The organism is Spirillospora sp. NPDC048911 (assembly GCF_043198015.1).
Taxonomy (GTDB): Bacteria; Actinomycetota; Actinomycetes; order Streptosporangiales; family Streptosporangiaceae; genus Spirillospora.
Genome location: NZ_JBICUD010000022.1, coordinates 1 through 17,135, shown reverse-complemented (window position 1 = coordinate 17,135; position 17,135 = coordinate 1). Strand labels below are relative to the sequence as shown.

Sequence of the window (17,135 nt, the reverse complement as noted above, 5' to 3'; positions counted from 1 at the left end):
CGCGAAGGAGCACGACCGCATGGCCACCGAGGAACAGCTTCTCGAGAATCTCAAGTGGGTCACCGCGGAGTTGCGCGCGGCACGCGGACGTCTGGACGAACTGGAGTCCGCCGAGCCCGAACCGATCGCGATCATCGGGACGGCATGCCGGTTCCCCGGCGGGGTTCGGTCCGCGGCGGACCTCTGGCGTCTGGTGGTGGACGGCGCGGACGTCATCTCCGCCTTCCCGGCGGACCGGGGCTGGGACCTGGACGCCCTGTTCGATCCGGACCCGGAGAACCCCGGCACCAGCTACGTGCGCGAGGGCGGGTTCCTGTACGACGCCGGGGATTTCGACGCGGCGTTCTTCGGCATCAGCCCGCGCGAGGCGATCGCCATGGATCCCCAGCAGCGGCTCCTCCTGGAGACCTCCTGGGAGGCGGCGGAGCACGCGGGGCTGAACCGGGAGGCGCTGGCGGGCAGCGACACCGGCGTGTTCACCGGCGTCAGCGCGCACGACTACCTGATGCTCGTCCCCCAGACCTCCAGCGAGGTCGAGGGCTACATCGGCACCGGCAACCTGGGCAGCGTGGCGTCGGGCCGCATCTCCTACACCTTCGGTCTGGAGGGCCCGGCGACGACGGTGGACACCGCCTGCTCGTCCTCGCTGGTGGCGATCCACCTGGCCTGCCAGGCGCTCCGGGACGGCGACTGCTCGCTCGCACTGGCCGGTGGGGCCACCGTCATGGCCACCCCCGGAGCGTTCACCGAGTTCTCGCGGCAGCGCGGCGTCGCCCCCGACGGCAGGGCCAAGCCGTTCGCCGACGCCGCCGACGGAACGGGCTGGGCCGAGGGCGTCGGGCTGGTCATGCTCGAACGGCTGTCGGACGCCCGGCGCAACGGCCGCCGGATCCTGGCGGTGGTCCGCGGCTCGGCGGTCAATCAGGACGGCGCGAGCAACGGGCTGACCGCGCCCAACGGCCCCTCGCAGGAACGCGTGATCCGGCAGGCGCTCGCCAATGCGGGACTGTCCGCGACCGAGGTGGACGCCGTCGAAGCCCACGGCACCGGAACCGCCCTCGGTGACCCCATCGAGGCCCAAGCCCTCCTGGCCACCTACGGAACGAACCGCCGCGATGACGAGCCACTGTGGCTCGGCTCCGTCAAATCCAACATGGGTCATACGCAGGCGGCGGCCGGCGTGGCCGGGGTCATCAAGACCGTCATGGCCATGCGCCACGGCCTGCTGCCCGAGTCCCTGCACATCGACCAGCCCACCCGGCACGTCAACTGGGACACCGGCACCATCCGCCTGCTCACCCAGGCCACCCCATGGCCCGACACCGGACGCCCCCGCCGCGCCGGCGTCTCCGCCTTCGGCATCTCCGGCACCAACGCCCACCTCATCCTCGAACAAGCACCCGAACAAACCGAGCCCGAACCACAGCGACCGCCTCCTCCCCCTGATGGCATCACCCCATGGCTGATCTCCGGCCACACCTCTCAGGCGCTACGCGGACAGGCCCAACGCCTGACCGACCACATCGCCGCCCTCCCTGACCTCTCCGCGGCCGACATCGGCTGGTCCCTGATCAAAAACCGGTCGGCCTTCGAGCATCGTGCGGTGATCGTGGGTGCGGACCCAGCCGTGGGCTTGGCGGCGCTCGCACAAGGTAGGGCGCATCCGGACGTGGTGACCGGCATGGCCGGAGACCCCAGGTCCGGTCCGGTGCTGGTGTTCCCCGGTCAGGGTTCGCAGTGGGCCGGGATGGGTGCCCGGCTGCTGGAGGAGTCGCCGGTGTTCGCCGCCCGGATGGCCGAATGCGAACAAGCCCTCAACCCGCACGTGGACTGGTCGCTCACCGACGTGATCCGCGGCGACGGCACCGAGCTGTCACGCGTGGACATCGTCCAACCCGCGCTGTGGGCGGTCATGGTCTCCCTCGCCGCCGTCTGGGCCGAGTACGGGATCGTCCCTTCGGCGGTGATCGGCCACAGCCAAGGCGAGATCGCCGCCGCCTGCGTCGCCGGAGCCCTGACCATCCAGGATGCCGCCAAGGTCGTCGCCGTACGGAGCAAGGCCCTGCGACGGCTATCCGGGCAGGGTGCCATGGCCTCACTCGGCGTCGGCGAAGAGCGCGCGGCGCAGTTGCTCACCGACGCACCGGACGTCACCATCGCCGCGATCAACAGCCCCACCTCCACCGTCATCTCCGGCCCACCCGACCAAATCACCACAATCGTCACCACCGCCCGCGAACAACGACTACGAGCCCGAACGATCGACGTGGACTACGCCTCCCACAGCCCCCACATCGACCAAATCACCAACGAACTCACCCAAACACTGACCGACATCACCCCCCTCCACACCGACATCACCTTCCACTCCACCCTCACCGGCACCCAGGCCGACGGCACCACCCTCGACACCGCCTACTGGGTCGACAACCTGCGCCACACCGTCCGCTTCGCCGACGCCGTCAACGCTCTGATCGAGGACGGTCACCGGACCTTCATCGAAACCAGCCCGCACCCGGTCCTGACACCGGCCATCGAAGAATCCGTCGAACAGGCCGGCGCCACGGCGACCGCGGTGCCCACGCTCCGCCGTGACCACGGCGACCTGACCCAGATCGCGCACGCACTCGCCCACGCCCACACCACCGGCACCCCGGTCGACTGGTCCCGCTGGTACCCCGCCGATCCGCCGCCCCGCACCGTGGACCTGCCCACCTACTCGTTCCAGCGCGAGCGCTTCTGGCTGGAGCCTCCCGTGGCCGAACAGCCCGGGGTCGCCGGGCACGACGCGGTCGAGTCGAAGCTGTGGCAGGCGATCGAGAACAACGACATCGACGCGCTGACCGACACCCTGCGCCTGGACGACGAGGAGGCCGTGGCGGCGCTTCGCCCGGCACTGCCCGCGCTGTCGGAGTGGCGGCGGGAGCATCGCGAACGGCGGACGATCGACTCCTGGCGCTACGAGATCAGATGGAAGCACGTCTCCGACCTCACCGCGCCCATGCTCTCCGGCACGTGGTTGCTCCTGGTCCCGGCCACGCGGCCGGACCACCCCGCCGTCCACGTCGCGCTGCGAGCGCTCAACGCCCATGGAGCCACCGCCGCGCGCCACACGCTGGCAGGTCATGAACTAGAGCGCGAGGAGCTCACCCGCCGCCTGACGGACTTCGCCGCCGAGGCGGAGCTGGCGGGCGTCGTGAGCCTGCTGGGTCTGAACGAGTCGCCGCACGCGGAGTTCGAGGCCGTCCCGTCCGGATTGGCGGCCACCACCGCCCTGGTCCAGGCCATGACGGACGCCGACATCACCGCACCGCTCTGGTGCCTCACGCAGGGCGCCGTCGCCACCACGCCCGCCGACTCCCTCACCAACCCGACGCAAGCGCAGGTCTGGGGCTTCGGACGCGTCGCCGCCCTCGAACACCCCGCGATCTGGGGCGGCCTGATCGACCTGCCCGCCACCATCGACCAGCGCACGGCGTCCCGGGTGGCCTCCGTCCTCACTCCGGACCAGCCGGAGGATCAGGTGGCCATCCGCCCGACGGGCGTGCTGGCTCGCCGGATGCGGCACGCGCCGCCCACCCCGTCCGTCCCCGCCGACTGGCAACCCACCGGCACCACACTGATCACCGGCGGCACGGGTGGCATCGGCGCGCACCTGGCCCGCTGGCTCGCCGCCCGCGGCGCACCTCACCTCCTGCTCACCGGCCGCCGCGGACCGGACGCCCCCGGCGCCACCGAACTCGCCGAAGAGCTTCACGACCTCGGCAGCGCCGTGACCGTCACGGCCTGCGACGCCGCCGACCGTGCCCAGCTGGAGCAGGTCCTCGCCGACATCCCGCCGGACCGGCCGCTGACCACCATCCTCCACGCGGCCGGAGTACCCAACTACATCCCCATCGCCGACCTCACCCCGGCCGACCTCGACCAGGTCCTCCGCCCCAAGTCCCACGCCGCCGCACACCTGCACGAGCTGGCAGAACACCACCCGGTCACCACCTTCCTGATGTTCTCCTCCGGCGCGGGCACCTGGGGCAGCGGCCAGCAGAGCGCCTACGCCGCCGCCAACCACTACCTCGACGCCCTCGCGCACCACCGCCACTCCGGCCGCCGACCGGCCACCTCACTCGCCTGGGGCCCCTGGAGCGAGACCGGGATAGCCGCCGACCAGGCCACCCAGTCCTTCTTCTCCCGCTTCGGCCTCCACCCCGTCCAGCCCGACCTGGCCACCAAGGCCCTCCACCACGCCATCAGTCACGGCACCACCAACCTCACCATCGCCAACTTCGACTGGACGCGGTTCACCCCCACCTTCACCACAGTGCGTCCCGCACCCCTCATCGCCGACCTCCCCGAGAACCAGCGGCCCGCCGCCGCGAGCGAACCCGAGACGAGCGCCGCGTCCACGCCCCTCGGGCAACAACTCCAGGGCGCGACGCCGGCGCAGCGGCAACAGATCCTGCTGAACCACGTGCGGACGGAGGCGGCCGCGACGCTCGGGCACGCCGGCACGGACGCGATCCCGGCGAGCAAGCCGTTCCAGGAGCTCGGCTTCGACTCCCTCACCGCCGTCCAGCTGCGCAACCGGCTGAACCAGGCGACCGGGCTCGACCTGCCGGTCACGATGCTCTTCGACCACCCGACGTCGCAGGATCTCGCCGAGTACATCAAGGGCGAACTGCTCGGCGAGCGGCCGGCGGCGGCGCCCGCCCCCGCCGCGGTACGCGCCGCAGGTCCCGAGGGCGCGGGCGACGAGCCGATCGCGATCGTCGGCATGGCATGCCGCTATCCGGGCGGGGTGGGTTCGGCCGAGGACCTCTGGAAACTGGTCTCCGAGGGCCGGGACGCGATCGGAGAGTTCCCCGCGGACCGGGGCTGGGACCTTTCCGCCCTGTACGACCCCGACCCGGACCGGCCGGGCACCAGCTACGTACGCGAGGGCGGATTCGTCTACGACGCGGACGAGTTCGACGCCGCCTTCTTCGGCATCAGCCCGCGCGAGGCGATCGCCATGGATCCCCAGCAGCGGCTCCTCCTGGAGACCGCGTGGGAGACCATCGAGAACGCGGGAATCAACCGCGAGACCCTCGACGGCAGCGACACCGGAGTGTTCGCCGGGCTGACGATCTTCGATTACCTGACGCTGGTCGGCAGGCGGTTCACCGAGGTCGAGGGCCATATGGGCACCGGCAACCTGGGCTGCGTCGCGTCCGGCCGCATCTCCTACCTGATGGGCCTGGTCGGCCCGGCCGTGACCGTGGACACCGGATGCTCGGCCTCGCTGGTCGCGATGCACATGGCCTGCCGGTCGCTGCGGCAGGGCGAGTGCTCGCTCGCGCTGGCCGGGGGCGCGACGGTGATGACCACGCCGGTCTCGTTCGTGGAGTTCTCGCGGCAGCGCGGGATCGCCCCCGACGCCCGCTGCAAGCCGTTCGCCGACGCCGCCGACGGCACGAGCTGGGCCGAGGGCGTCGGGCTGGTCATGCTCGAACGGCTGTCGGACGCCCGGCGCAACGGCCGCCGGATCCTGGCGGTGGTCCGCGGCTCGGCCATCAACCAGGACGGCACGAGCAACGGGCTGACCGCGCCCAACGGCCCCTCACAGGAACGCGTCATCCGGCAGGCGCTCGCCAACTCCGGGCTTTCACCGGACGAGGTGGACGTGGTGGAGGCCCACGGCACCGGAACCACGCTGGGCGACCCGATCGAGGCTCGGGCGCTCATGGCCGCGTACGGGCGGCAGCGCCCACCGGACCGGCACCTTTGGCTCGGCTCGGTGAAGTCCAACATGGGACATACGCAGGCGGCGGCCGGCGTGGCCGGGGTCATCAAGACCGTCATGGCCATGCGCCACGGCCTGCTGCCCGAGTCCCTGCACATCGACCAGCCCACCCGGCACGTCAACTGGGACACCGGCACCATCCGCCTGCTCACCCAGGCCACCCCATGGCCCGACACCGGACGCCCCCGCCGCGCCGGCGTCTCCGCCTTCGGCATCTCCGGCACCAACGCCCACCTCATCCTCGAACAAGCACCCGAACAAACCGAGCCCGAGCGACAGCGGCCGCCTTCCGGTGACCACCCCGTTCCTTGGGTGATCTCCGGCCACAACGGGGAGGCCCTCCACGCGCAGGCCCGGCGGCTGGCCGATCACGTCGCCGCCGATCCTGACCTGGCCCCCGCCGACATCGGCTGGTCCCTGATCAAGACCCGCTCCGCGTTCGGCCACCGGGCCGTGGTGGTCGGCGCGGACCACGAACGGCTGCTGGAGTCCCTGCGGGCGCTGGCGGACGGCGAGCCGGACGCGGACGTCGTGACCGGCGTGGCCGACACGACCGGAGCGGGACCCGTGCTGGTGTTCCCTGGTCAGGGTTCGCAGTGGGCCGGGATGGGTGCGCGGCTGCTGGAGGAGTCGCCGGTGTTCGCCGCCCGCATGGCCGAATGCGAACAAGCCCTCAACCCGCACGTGGACTGGTCGCTCACCGACGTGATCCGCGGCGACGGCACCGAGCTGTCACGCGTGGACATCGTCCAACCCGCGCTGTGGGCGGTCATGGTCTCCCTCGCCGCCGTCTGGGCCGACCACGGCGTCGTCCCTTCGGCGGTGATCGGCCACAGCCAAGGCGAGATCGCCGCCGCCTGCGTCGCCGGAGCCCTGACCATCGACGACGCCGCCAAGATCGTCGCCGTCCGGAGCAAGGCCCTGCGACGGCTGTCCGGGCAGGGCGCGATGGCCTCACTCGGCGTCGGCGAAGAGCGCGCGGCGCAGTTGCTCACCGACGCACCGGACGTCACCATCGCCGCGATCAACAGCCCCACCTCCACCGTCATCTCCGGCCCACCCGACCAAATCACCGCGGTCGTCACCACCGCCCGCGAACAACGACTACGAGCCCGAACGATCGACGTGGACTACGCCTCCCACAGCCCCCACATCGACCAGATCACCGGCGAGCTCACCGAGGCGCTGGACGGCGTGACGCCCCGTACGGCGCGGGTGACGTTCTACTCCGCCGTCACCGCCGCGCCGCACGACACCGCCGGCCTGGACGCCGCGTACTGGATCACCAACCTGCGCCGGCCCGTCCGGTTCGCCGACACCGTGGCCGCGGTGCTGGCCGACGGTCACCGCCTGTTCATCGAGGCCAGTCCGCATCCGGTGCTGACACCGGGGACCGAGGAGTGCGTCGACGCGGCCGGCGCCGAGGCCGCCGTCCTGCCCACGCTGCGCCGCGATCACGACGGGGCGGAGCAGCTCATCCTGGCGCTCGGGCAGGCCTTCGCCGCGGGAGCCGAGGTGGACTGGACGCCCCGGTTCCCCGCCGACCCGCCGCCGCGGACGGTCCCGCTGCCCAGCTACCCCTTCCAGCGGCGTCGCTACTGGCTGGACCCGCCCGCCTTCTCCGGCGGCGACCCGGCGGGCCTCGGCCTGGCAGCCGCCGGGCACCCGCTTCTGGGTGCGGCGGTGGAGCCGGCGGGCGAGGAGAGCCTGCTGCTCACGAGCCGGGTCTCCCAGCGGGACCACGCCTGGCTCGCCGAGCACCGCGTGCTGGGCAGCGTCCTGCTGCCCGGCTCGGCCTTCGTCGAGATGGCCCTGCACGCCGGGGCGCGAGCGGGCTGCGACCACCTCGCCGAGCTCATGCTGGAAAGCCCGCTGATCGTGCCCGACGACGCCGCCGTCGACCTCCAGGTCGCCGTCGGCCCGCCGGACGAGACCGGGCTGCGGCCCGTCAGCGTCCACTCCCGCCCGTCCTCCGCCGATGAGGGCGACGAGCCCGCCTGGGCGCGGCACGCGACCGGGCTGCTCGCGCCCGAGCCGCCGGACGGGCCGCCTGCCGGCCTGGCCGGCGCGTGGCCACCGCCGGGGGCGGAACCGATCACCGCCGGAGACCCGTACGACGAGCTGACCGCCCGCGGTCACGAGTACGGCCCGGCCTCGCGGGCGCTCGTCGCCGCGTGGCGGCTCGGCGACGAGGTCTACGCCGAGGTGGCGCTGCCCGAGGGGGAACGGGCACGGGCCGCCGAGTACGGCGTGCATCCGGTCCTCCTTGACGCCACCATCCACGCACTGCTGCTGGAAGCCGGCGTTCGAGCGGACACGGCCGAGGAGATCCTGCTGCCGTTCGCGTGGACCGGCCTGCGTCTGCACGCGACCGCCGCGACCACCCTCCGGATAAGGATCACCCGCGAGGCGCAGGACCGGCTCGCTCTCAGCGCCGCCGATCCGACCGGCGCGCCGGTGCTCGGCCTGGAGTCGCTGATCCTGCGGCCGGTCTCCGCCGAGCGGATCGCGCGGGCCCGCAGCGACGACGCGCTGTACCGGCTCGACTGGACCCCGGTCACCCGGCCCTCCGACGTTCCCGAACGTCGGCACGCGGTGCTCGCGCCCGATGACGACGCGCTCGCCCGGGCCCTGCCCGGGTCGTGCGCGCACCGCGATCTGGCCGGGCTCCGCGCCGCCGCCGAGGCCGGGGACCGGGCACCCGACGAGATCATCGTCGTCACCCCCGGCCCGCGGGACGGGGACGATCCGGCCGAACGGCTCCGCCGGGTCGGCGGCTCGCTGCTGCCGCTGCTCCAGGACTGGCTGGGCGACCCGCGGTTCGATGGGGTGCGGCTCGTCGTCGCCACCCACGGGGCGGTCGCGACCCGTCCCGGGGACCATGTCACCGACCCGGCCGCCGCGGCGCTGTGGGGACTGGTGCGCAGCGCACAGATCGAGTTCCCCGGCCGGCTGGTCCTGCTCGACCTCGACGGGAGGGACGACTCGTACCGCGCCGTTCCCGGGGCCCTGGCGGCGGAGGAGCCGCAGCTGGCGCTGCGCGACGGCGACGCGTTCGCCCCGCGCCTGGTCCGCCACGACCGCGCCGGAGAGCACGACCCCGGGCAGAACGCCCCGCGGGCCGTGCTGGACCCGGACGGCACCGTACTGATCACCGGCGGCACGGGCGCGCTCGGCGCGCTGTGCGCCCGCCACCTGATCACCGGGCACGGCGCACGCCGGCTCCTGCTCGTCGGCAGCCGCGGGCGGAACGCGCCCGGCGCCGCCGAACTGGCCGCCGAGCTGACCGGGCTCGGCGCGGACGTCACCGTCGCCGCCTGCGACGTCGGCGACCGGGATGCCCTGGCCGCCCTGCTCGCGGACATCCCCGGCGAACATCCGCTCACCGCCGTCGTGCACGCCGCCGGGATCGTCCGGGACGCCACCGTCCAGTCGATGGACCCGGGCCAGCTCGACGCCGTGCTGCGCGTCAAGGCCAACGGGGCGATCCACCTGCACGAGCTGACCCGCGACCTGGACCTGTCGGCGTTCGTGCTGTTCTCCTCGATCGCGGGGCTGATCGGAGGCGCCGGCCAGGGCTCCTACGCCGCGGCCAACGCGCTCCTCGACGGGCTCGCCCAGCACCGGCACGCCCTGGGCCTGCCTGCGAAATCGCTGGCCTGGGGGATGTGGCGACAGGAGACGGGCGGCATGTCGGGGCGGCTCGCCGAGGTGGACCGCGCCCGCCACGCTCGCACGGGCGTCCTGGGGCTGAGCGTCGAGCATGGCCTGGCCCTGTTCGACATCGCCCTGGCCGGCGACCGTGCGCTGCTCGCGCCCGTCCGCCTGGACCTGGCGCGGATACGCGGCCAGGCACAGGCCCACGAGGTGCCGGGCGTGCTGCGCCATCTCGTCCGCCGCGCGGGCCCGCAGGACGGCGGCCCCGCCCCGTCCGACCTGGTCGGCCGACTGGCCACGATGTCCGAGGACGACCGGGAACAGGCGATCCTGAACCTGGTGCGCGCCAACGTCGCGACGGTCCTCGGACACGACGGCGCCGACACGGTCGCCGCCGCGCAGCGGTTCCAGGACCTCGGCTTCGACTCGCTGACCGCGATCGAGCTGCGGAACCGGCTCTCGGCGGCCACCGGACTGCGCCTGCCGGCCACGCTCATCTTCGACCACGCCGGCCCGGCGGCCCTCGCCGGGTACCTGCTCGCCGAGCTCGACCCGCCGCGGACCGATCCGCTCGCCCCCGCGCTCGGTGAGGTCGACAGGCTGGAGCGCTCGCTGCTGGCCGTCGCGGCCCGGGACCAGGCCTCCCGGGACGCGCTGACCAGCCGGTTGCGGGACACCCTGCGGCGGCTGGAGGAGCAGGACGGCGACACCGCCGCGGCGGCGCCCGCCACCGGACTGCCGGCGGCGGCCACCCCCGACGAGATCTTCGACTTCATCGACCGCGACCTCGGACGAGGCACGAACACGGGAGAGACCGTTGGACAGAGCGCTGACAGGTGAGCGCGACCGCAAGGAGCTGGCGCTGGAGCACAGCCGTCGCGTGAACGCCGGTGACGTGGACGCGATCCTCGAACTGTACGGCGACGGCGTCGTCTTCGAGGACCCCGTCGGCTGGGAGCGGCGGACCGGACGAGACGCCCTGCGCGCCCATTTCGACGAGGCGGTCGCGGCGGGCGTACGGGAGGTCGCCGGCGAACCGGTCGCGGGGCAGGACGGCGCTCACGCCTTCATTCCGATCACCTCCGACATGGACTACTTCCCCCTTGGCCCCGTGTTCGCCGAACGGGGCTGGCTCGTCCCCCCGGCCGACGCCGCGGGCAAGCGGCTCAGGCGCAGGCACATGCTGTTGCTCCGGGTGGACGCGACCGGCCTGATCTGCCAGGCCCAGGCGTTCTGGGGAAAGTCCGATCTCGAAGTCGCCGGCTGACCCGTCCGGCCGGCCGGCCGCACCTGGAGGTGCCATGCCCGACGAGGCGTTTCGCAAGGCGATGGTGGCTGAGTACGCGCGGCTGCTGAACGAGGGTGACGTGGAAGGCGCCCTGGACCTGTTCACCGACGACGTCGTCTTCGAGGATCCGGTGGGACGGGAGCCGACGGTGGGCAAGGAGGCCCTCCGCAGGCACCTGGTCCTGTCCGTCGAGAACCACGTGCACGAGACGCCCGGAGAACCGGTGACCTCGATGTGCGACCGGTTCGTCGTCACCCACAGCAGAGTGGTCCTGCGCACCCCGGCGGTGATGAGCTTTCACATCATCGGCATCGTGGAGTTCAACGACGAGGGCCTGGGCCACCACGTCCGGGCGTTCTGGGGGATGACGGACATGACCGTCGGCGAGGCCCGGCGGACCGATACCGAACATCAGACGGCGTGAGAACGAAGGGCGGAGCGGGCGGCCGGAAGGGCCGCCCGCTCCGCCTGTGCGGTCAGGCGCCGAGCTCGCGGTCGAGCAGCGCGAACATCTCGTCGGCCGTCGCCGTGTCAAGGTTCTCCCGGCCCTCGGCCTGCCCCGGCTCGGCGTCGTCGTCCGCGTACCTCCACAGCAGCGTCCGCAGCCGCTCGACCAGACCGCTGCTCCGTACGTCCTCCGGTGGGAGCGCGGCCAGCGCGGCCTCCAGGTCGCCCAGGCGGCCGAGCGCCGCAAGCGCCGCACCGGCGTCCGCCGGCAGCACCGCGCCCAGCATCCACCCCGCCAGCGCGTCCGGCGTCGGACGGTCGAACACCAGCGTCGCCGGCAGCCGCAGCCCGGTCGCGGCCCGCAGGCGGTTGCGCAGCTCGACTGCCGCGAGCGAGTCGAAACCCAGGTCCTTGAACGGGAGCCGCGGATCCACCGCCTCCGCGCCCGCGTGCCGCAGCACGGCCGCCACGTTCGAGCGCACCAGCGTCAGCAGCACGCCGTGCCGCTCCGCCTCGGGCCGCGCCGCGAGCTCGCGCCGGAGCGCCTCGGTCGTCTCCGCCGCCGCGTCGTCGCCGGTGTCCCGCGCGACCCGGATCACCTCCATCGCCGCGGGGATCTCGTCGAACAGGTGTGTCCGGCGCTCCAGCGTGAACAGCGGCGCGAAGCGCTGCCACGCGACGTCGGCCACGGCGACCGACGGATCGTCCCGCTCCAGGATCCGGTGCAGCGCGGCGAGCGCCAGCCGCGGATCCAGCGGTACGAGCCCCTGCCGCCGGGCGAGTTCGATGTGCGGGCGCACCTGCCCGGCCTGCTCCTCGTCGTCGTCCGGTACGTCCCACGGGCCCCACGCCACCGAGACGGCTCGCACGCCGTCCGCTCGGCGCCGCCGGGCCCAGGCGTCCAGATGAGCGTTCGCCGCGGCGTAGGCGCCGTGGTCGCGGCTGCCCCAGACGGCGGCCACCGAGGAGAGGTGGACGACGGTGTCGCCGGGGCCCAGATCGCAGCTCTCCTCGACGCCGAGGACGCCGTCCAGGGTCGTGCGGACGGTCTCGGCCAGCTCCGGCGGGGTGAGGTCGGCGAGCGGCGCCAGCGCGCTGGACGACCAGGCTTGCACGAGCGTTCCGATGCCGGCATCGGCCGGAACCGAGTCGACGACGGTCACGCCCGGCGGGGCCTGTGCCGTCGCCTCGGCGGTCGTGGCCCCGGTCCGGTCGAGGGTCCGGTCGAGGACGAGCACGCGCTCCGCGCCCCTGTCCACCAGCCACCGCGCCATCGCCCCGGCCGGTCCGTCCAGGCCGCCGTTGACGAGCACGGTGCCGTGCGGGCGCCAGCCGGGCCGCGGCTGGCCGGCGCCGAGCGGATCCGCCACCAGCCGGCATCCGAACACGCCGGCCGGACGCAGCGCCAGCTGGTCCTCGCCGTCCTCGCGGGCGAGCGCGGCGCGCAGGTCCGCCGGGTCGAGCTCGTGCGGCGTGGACGGCAGGTCGACGAGCCCGCCCCAGACGGCCGGGTGTTCCAGGGCCGCCACCCGGCCGAGCCCCCAGGCCTGCGCCTGTTCGGGGCGCTCCGGACCGCCGTCTCCCTCGTCGCCCTCGCCGGCCGAGACCGCGCCGCGGGTCAACGTCCACAGCGGCGCGTCCAGCTCGGCGTCGATCAGGGCCTGGAGGAGCGTGAGGGTTCCTGTGAGCCCCGGGAAGGCGCCGTCGCCGTCGCCGTCGCCGAGCGCGAGCAGCGAGAGCACGCGGGCCGGTGGCGTCTCCTCCGCGGCGGACATCTCCCGGAGGGCGGCCAAGAGGTCCTTCCGGGAGATGTCCGGGTCGATGTCGAGGTGACGTACCCGGCCGCCGCCCTCCTCCAGCGCGACGGCGCACGCCTGTGCCCAGTCGTCCGCGACGCCGGGCGGCCGGACGATCAGCCACGATCCGGCCGGGGTCTGGCCGGCGGCGGGCTGGGCCGTCAGCGGCCGCCACTCGACGCGATGGCGCCAGGAGTCGACCGCGGATCGTTCACGACGTTGCCGCCGCCATCGCGACAGGACCGGGAGAACCGCGTCGAGCGAGGTCCTGTGGCCGTCGGCCTCGGTGATCTCGAGCGTGCCCGCGAGCCCGTCGGAGTCGCCCCGCTCGACGGCCGTCCAGAACCGTGCCTCTTCCTCGTCCCCCGGCCCGTCCGTCACGGGCGGCGCCGCGACCTCCGGCAGCCAGTACCGCTGGTGCTGGAAGGCGTAGGTGGGCAGGTCGGCGGTGCGAGGTGGCGGGTCTGCGGGGAACCAGGGAGACCAGTCGACGGGTGCGCCGGCGGTATAGGCGTGGGCCGCCGCTATGGCGATCTGGGTGAGGTCGCCGTGGTCGCGGCGGAGGGTGGGTGTGGCGGTGGCGGTGGTGTCGGTGTGTTCGAAGGTTTCGTGGAGGGCGGTGGTCAGGACGGGGTGGGGGGCGGTTTCGATGAAGGTGCGGTAGCCGTCGCTGAGGAGTGTGGTGGTGGCGTCGTTGAAGCGGACGGGTTGGCGCAGGTTGGTGACCCAGTAGGTGGTGTCCAGGGTGGTGGGGTCGGTTCGGGTGCCGGTGAGGGCTGAGTAGTAGGCGGTGGTGGCGGGTGTGGGTTGGATGCCGGTGAGTGCTTGGGCGAGTTCGTCGGTGATCTGGTCGATGTGGGGGCCGTGGGAGGCGTAGTCCACGTCGATCATCCGGGCCCGCAGTTCCTGCTTCTCGGCGTCAGCCACCACCTGTCGCACATGGTCGGGCGGGCCGGAGACGACGGTGGAGGAGGGGCTGTTGACCGCGGCGATCGTGACGTCCGGCACGTCGGCGAGCAACTCGGCCGCCCGCTTCTCGCCCACGCCGAGTGAGGCCATGGCGCCCTGTCCTGACAGTCGGCGCAGGGCCTTGCTGCGGACGGCGACGATTTTGGCGGAGTCCTGGAGGGTCAGGGCTCCGGCGACACAGGCGGCGGCGATCTCGCCCTGGCTGTGCCCGACGACCGCTGCGGGAGTGATCCCGTACTCGGCCCAGACGGCGGCGAGGGAGACCATGACCGCCCACAGCACGGGCTGGACGACGTCCACCCGCGACAACTCGGCGCCGTCGCCGCGGATCACCTCGATGAGCGACCAGTCCACGTGCGGCGCGAGGGCCTGTTCGCACTCGGCCATGCGGGCGGCGAAGGTCGGTGACTCCTCCAGCAGCCGGGCACCCATCCCGGCCCACTGCGAACCCTGACCAGGGAACACCAGAACAGGACCTTGACCGGAATGGCGGGCCACTCCCGAAACCACGTCGGGATGCGGAGCCCCTTCGGCCAGCGCGGCCAGACCCGCCGGATGGGCATCCATGATCACTGCCCGATGATCGAAGACCGAGCGGGTGGTGAGCAGCGACCAGCCCACCTCCACCGGCGACGGCCCGCCGTCCACGCAAACCCGCTCCCGCAGCCGGGCGGCCTGCGCGCGCAGCGCGGCGCCATCGCGCGCCGACACCACCCACGGCACCACGCCCGTGCGGTGAGGGTCCTCGATCGGCTCCGGCTCCTCGATCGGCTCGGGCTCTTCGGCCGCCTGCTCCACGATCATGTGCGCGTTCGTACCGGAGACGCCGAAGGACGAGACACCCGCCCGGCGCGGCCGGCCGCCCGTGTGCGGCCATGCCTGCGCCTCGGTCAGCAGGCGCAGCCCACCGTCCTCCCACTCCACGTACCCCGAAGGCTCGTCGATGTGCAGCGAGAGCGGCAGGACGCCGTGCCGCATCGCCATCACCATCTTGATCACCCCGGCCACCCCCGCGGCCGCCTGGGTGTGCCCGATGTTGGACTTCACCGAGCCGAGCCACAGCGGCCGGTCCTGCGGACGATCCCGCCCGTAGGCCGCCAGCAACGCCTGTGCCTCGATCGGGTCGCCCAGCTTGGTCCCCGTGCCGTGCGCCTCCACCACGTCCACCTCGGCCGCCTTGAGGCGGGCGTCCTCCAGGGCCCGCCGGATCACCCGTTCCTGGGCGGCGTCGCTGGGTGCGGTGAGCCCGTTGCTGGCGCCGTCCTGATTGACCGCCGAACCCCGGATCACCGCGTGCACGCGATGACCGTTGCGGCGCGCGTCCGACAGACGCTCCAGCAGCACCAGGCCGACGCCCTCGGAGAAGCCCGTGCCGTCGGCCGCGGCCGCGAACGCCTTGCAGCGCCCGTCGGGAGCCAGTCCCCGCTGCCGCGAGAAGTCGACGAACGCGGTCGGCGTGGCCAGCACGGTGACGCCGCCGGCCATGGCCAGGTCGCATTCGCCCCGGCGCAGCGCGGTGCAGGCCAGATGGGCGGCGACCAGCGAGGACGAGCACGCCGTGTCGATCGTCACCGCCGGGCCCTCCAGGCCGAGGGTGTAGGCGACCCGGCCCGACATGACGCTGGCGAGGCTTCCCGTGGCGATGTGGCCCTCGATCTCGTCGGGCGCGCCGAGCCCGGTGTGGTAGTCCTGGCTGGAGATGCCGGCGAAGACGCCCACCTCCGTTCCCCTCAGGGAGTTCGGGTCGATCCTGGCCCCTTCCAGCAGTTCCCACGCCGTCTCCAGCAGCACGCGCTGCTGCGGCTCCATGGCCAGGGCCTCGCGGGGGCTGATCCCGAAGAACGCGGCGTCGAACCCCGCGGGATCGGTCAGGAACCCGCCGTGCCGCACATAGGTGGTGCCGGGGTGGTCGGGGTCCGGATGGAACAGCCGGTCCAGGTCCCAGCCGCGGTCGCCGGGGAACTCGCTGATCGCGTCCCGGCCCGAGGACACCAGCTCCCACAGGTCGTCGGGAGAGCTCACGCCGCCGGGAAGACGGCAGGCCATGCTCACCACCGCCACCGGCTCGCGGGACCGATCCTCCACCTCGCGCAGGCGCTGACGCGTTCGGCTGAGATCTCCGGTGACGCGCTTGAGGTATTGGCGGAGTTTGTCTTCCGTCTCGGACATCAGTCCTCACTCCCCAGGGGAGACCCGAGTTCCTTGTCGATGAGTTCGAACACCTCGTCGTCGGACGCCGACTCCAGCGCGCCGTCGTCGACGGCGACGCCGTTGCCGACGCCGTTGCCGGAGTCGCCCAGCCTCCACAGCAGGGCCTCCAGACGTTTGGCCAGCCGGAGGCGCGTGTCCCCGTCGGGGACGGCCTGGTCGATCACCGCCTCCAGCTTGTCCACCTCGCCGAGGACGGCGGCCGACGGGTCCGCCTCGGCCGGGATCAGCCGCTCGCGCAGGTGGTCGGCGATGGCCGCCGCGGAAGGGTAGGTGAACGCGAGGGCGGCGGGCAGGCGAAGCCCGGTGGCCGCCGACAGCCGGTTGCGCAGCTCGACCGCCGTGAGGGAGTCGAACCCCAGGTCCTTGAGCTGGGTGTCGGCTCGCAGCGCGCCGGGATCGGAATGCCCGAGCACGGCCGCCGCGTGCGTCCGGACCATGCCGAGCAACATCGAGAGCTGATCCTCCGACGACTGCCCGGCGAGCCGCCCGGCCCAGTCGACCCGCCGGTGCCCGTTGGCGGCGGCACCGCGGGCGTCGCCGCCGCCCGAACCGAGGGCGCGCAGCAGGGGCGGCAGGACGTCGGCGGGTATCCCGGCGACGTTCAGGTCGGCCGCGACCAGGTGCGCTCCCCCGTGCTCGAACGCGGCGTCCAGCAGCGCCAGCCCGTGTTCGTCGCTGAGCGGGGTGATTCCGCTGCTGCTCATGCGGTGCATGTCGGTGTCGCTGAGTTCGCCCGTGATGCCGCTGGCCGACTCCCACAGTCCCCATCCGATCGACTGACCGGGGAGTCCGGACGAGCGGCGCCGGGCCATCAGCGCGTCGCAGTAGGCGTTGGCGGCGGCGTAGTTGGCCTGGCCCGGACTGCCCGAGGTACCCGCGGCCGACGAGAACACCGTGAAGAAGCCGAGTCGCTGGTCGGTGGTGGCGGCATGCAGGTTGGCCGCGCCGGTCGCCTTGACCCGCCAGACCCCTGCCATCTGCTCGCCAG

Annotated in this window: 5 protein-coding genes; 3 read left to right on the top strand and 2 right to left on the bottom strand. The window is 73.2% G+C overall.

All coding sequences use genetic code 11. The annotated features are described in order from the left end of the window. Positions 1 to 19: 19 nt before the first annotated feature. The 3 genes from ACGFNU_RS50460 to ACGFNU_RS50450 are packed head-to-tail and all read left to right on the top strand — an operon-like array spanning position 20 to position 11,148. Complete coding sequence (locus tag ACGFNU_RS50460; protein WP_392604093.1) at positions 20 to 10,276, top strand: type I polyketide synthase; 10,257 nt, start codon at positions 20 to 22, stop codon at positions 10,274 to 10,276. Beyond that, on the top strand, positions 10,254 to 10,703 hold the full coding sequence (locus ACGFNU_RS50455) for a nuclear transport factor 2 family protein (RefSeq protein WP_392604091.1): 450 nt from the start codon (positions 10,254 to 10,256) through the stop codon (positions 10,701 to 10,703). The genes ACGFNU_RS50460 and ACGFNU_RS50455 overlap by 23 nt, the downstream gene beginning before the upstream one ends. Positions 10,704 to 10,737: 34 nt before the next feature. After that, a complete protein-coding gene (locus tag ACGFNU_RS50450; protein WP_392604089.1) occupies positions 10,738 to 11,148 on the top strand; it encodes a nuclear transport factor 2 family protein in 411 nt (136 codons plus the stop codon). Between the two features lie 52 nt (positions 11,149 to 11,200). Here the strand turns inward: ACGFNU_RS50450 and ACGFNU_RS50445 are convergent, their stop codons facing one another. Together ACGFNU_RS50445 and ACGFNU_RS50440 are read right to left on the bottom strand one after the other, a co-directional pair. Next, positions 11,201 to 16,105, bottom strand: a complete 4,905-nt coding sequence (locus tag ACGFNU_RS50445; RefSeq protein ID WP_392604087.1) for a type I polyketide synthase — start codon at positions 16,103 to 16,105, stop codon at positions 11,201 to 11,203. Then, positions 16,105 to 17,135, bottom strand: a 1,031-nt coding sequence (locus ACGFNU_RS50440) for a beta-ketoacyl reductase (protein ID WP_392604085.1), incomplete at its 5' end; no start/stop codon positions are given. The genes ACGFNU_RS50445 and ACGFNU_RS50440, both read right to left, overlap by 1 nt.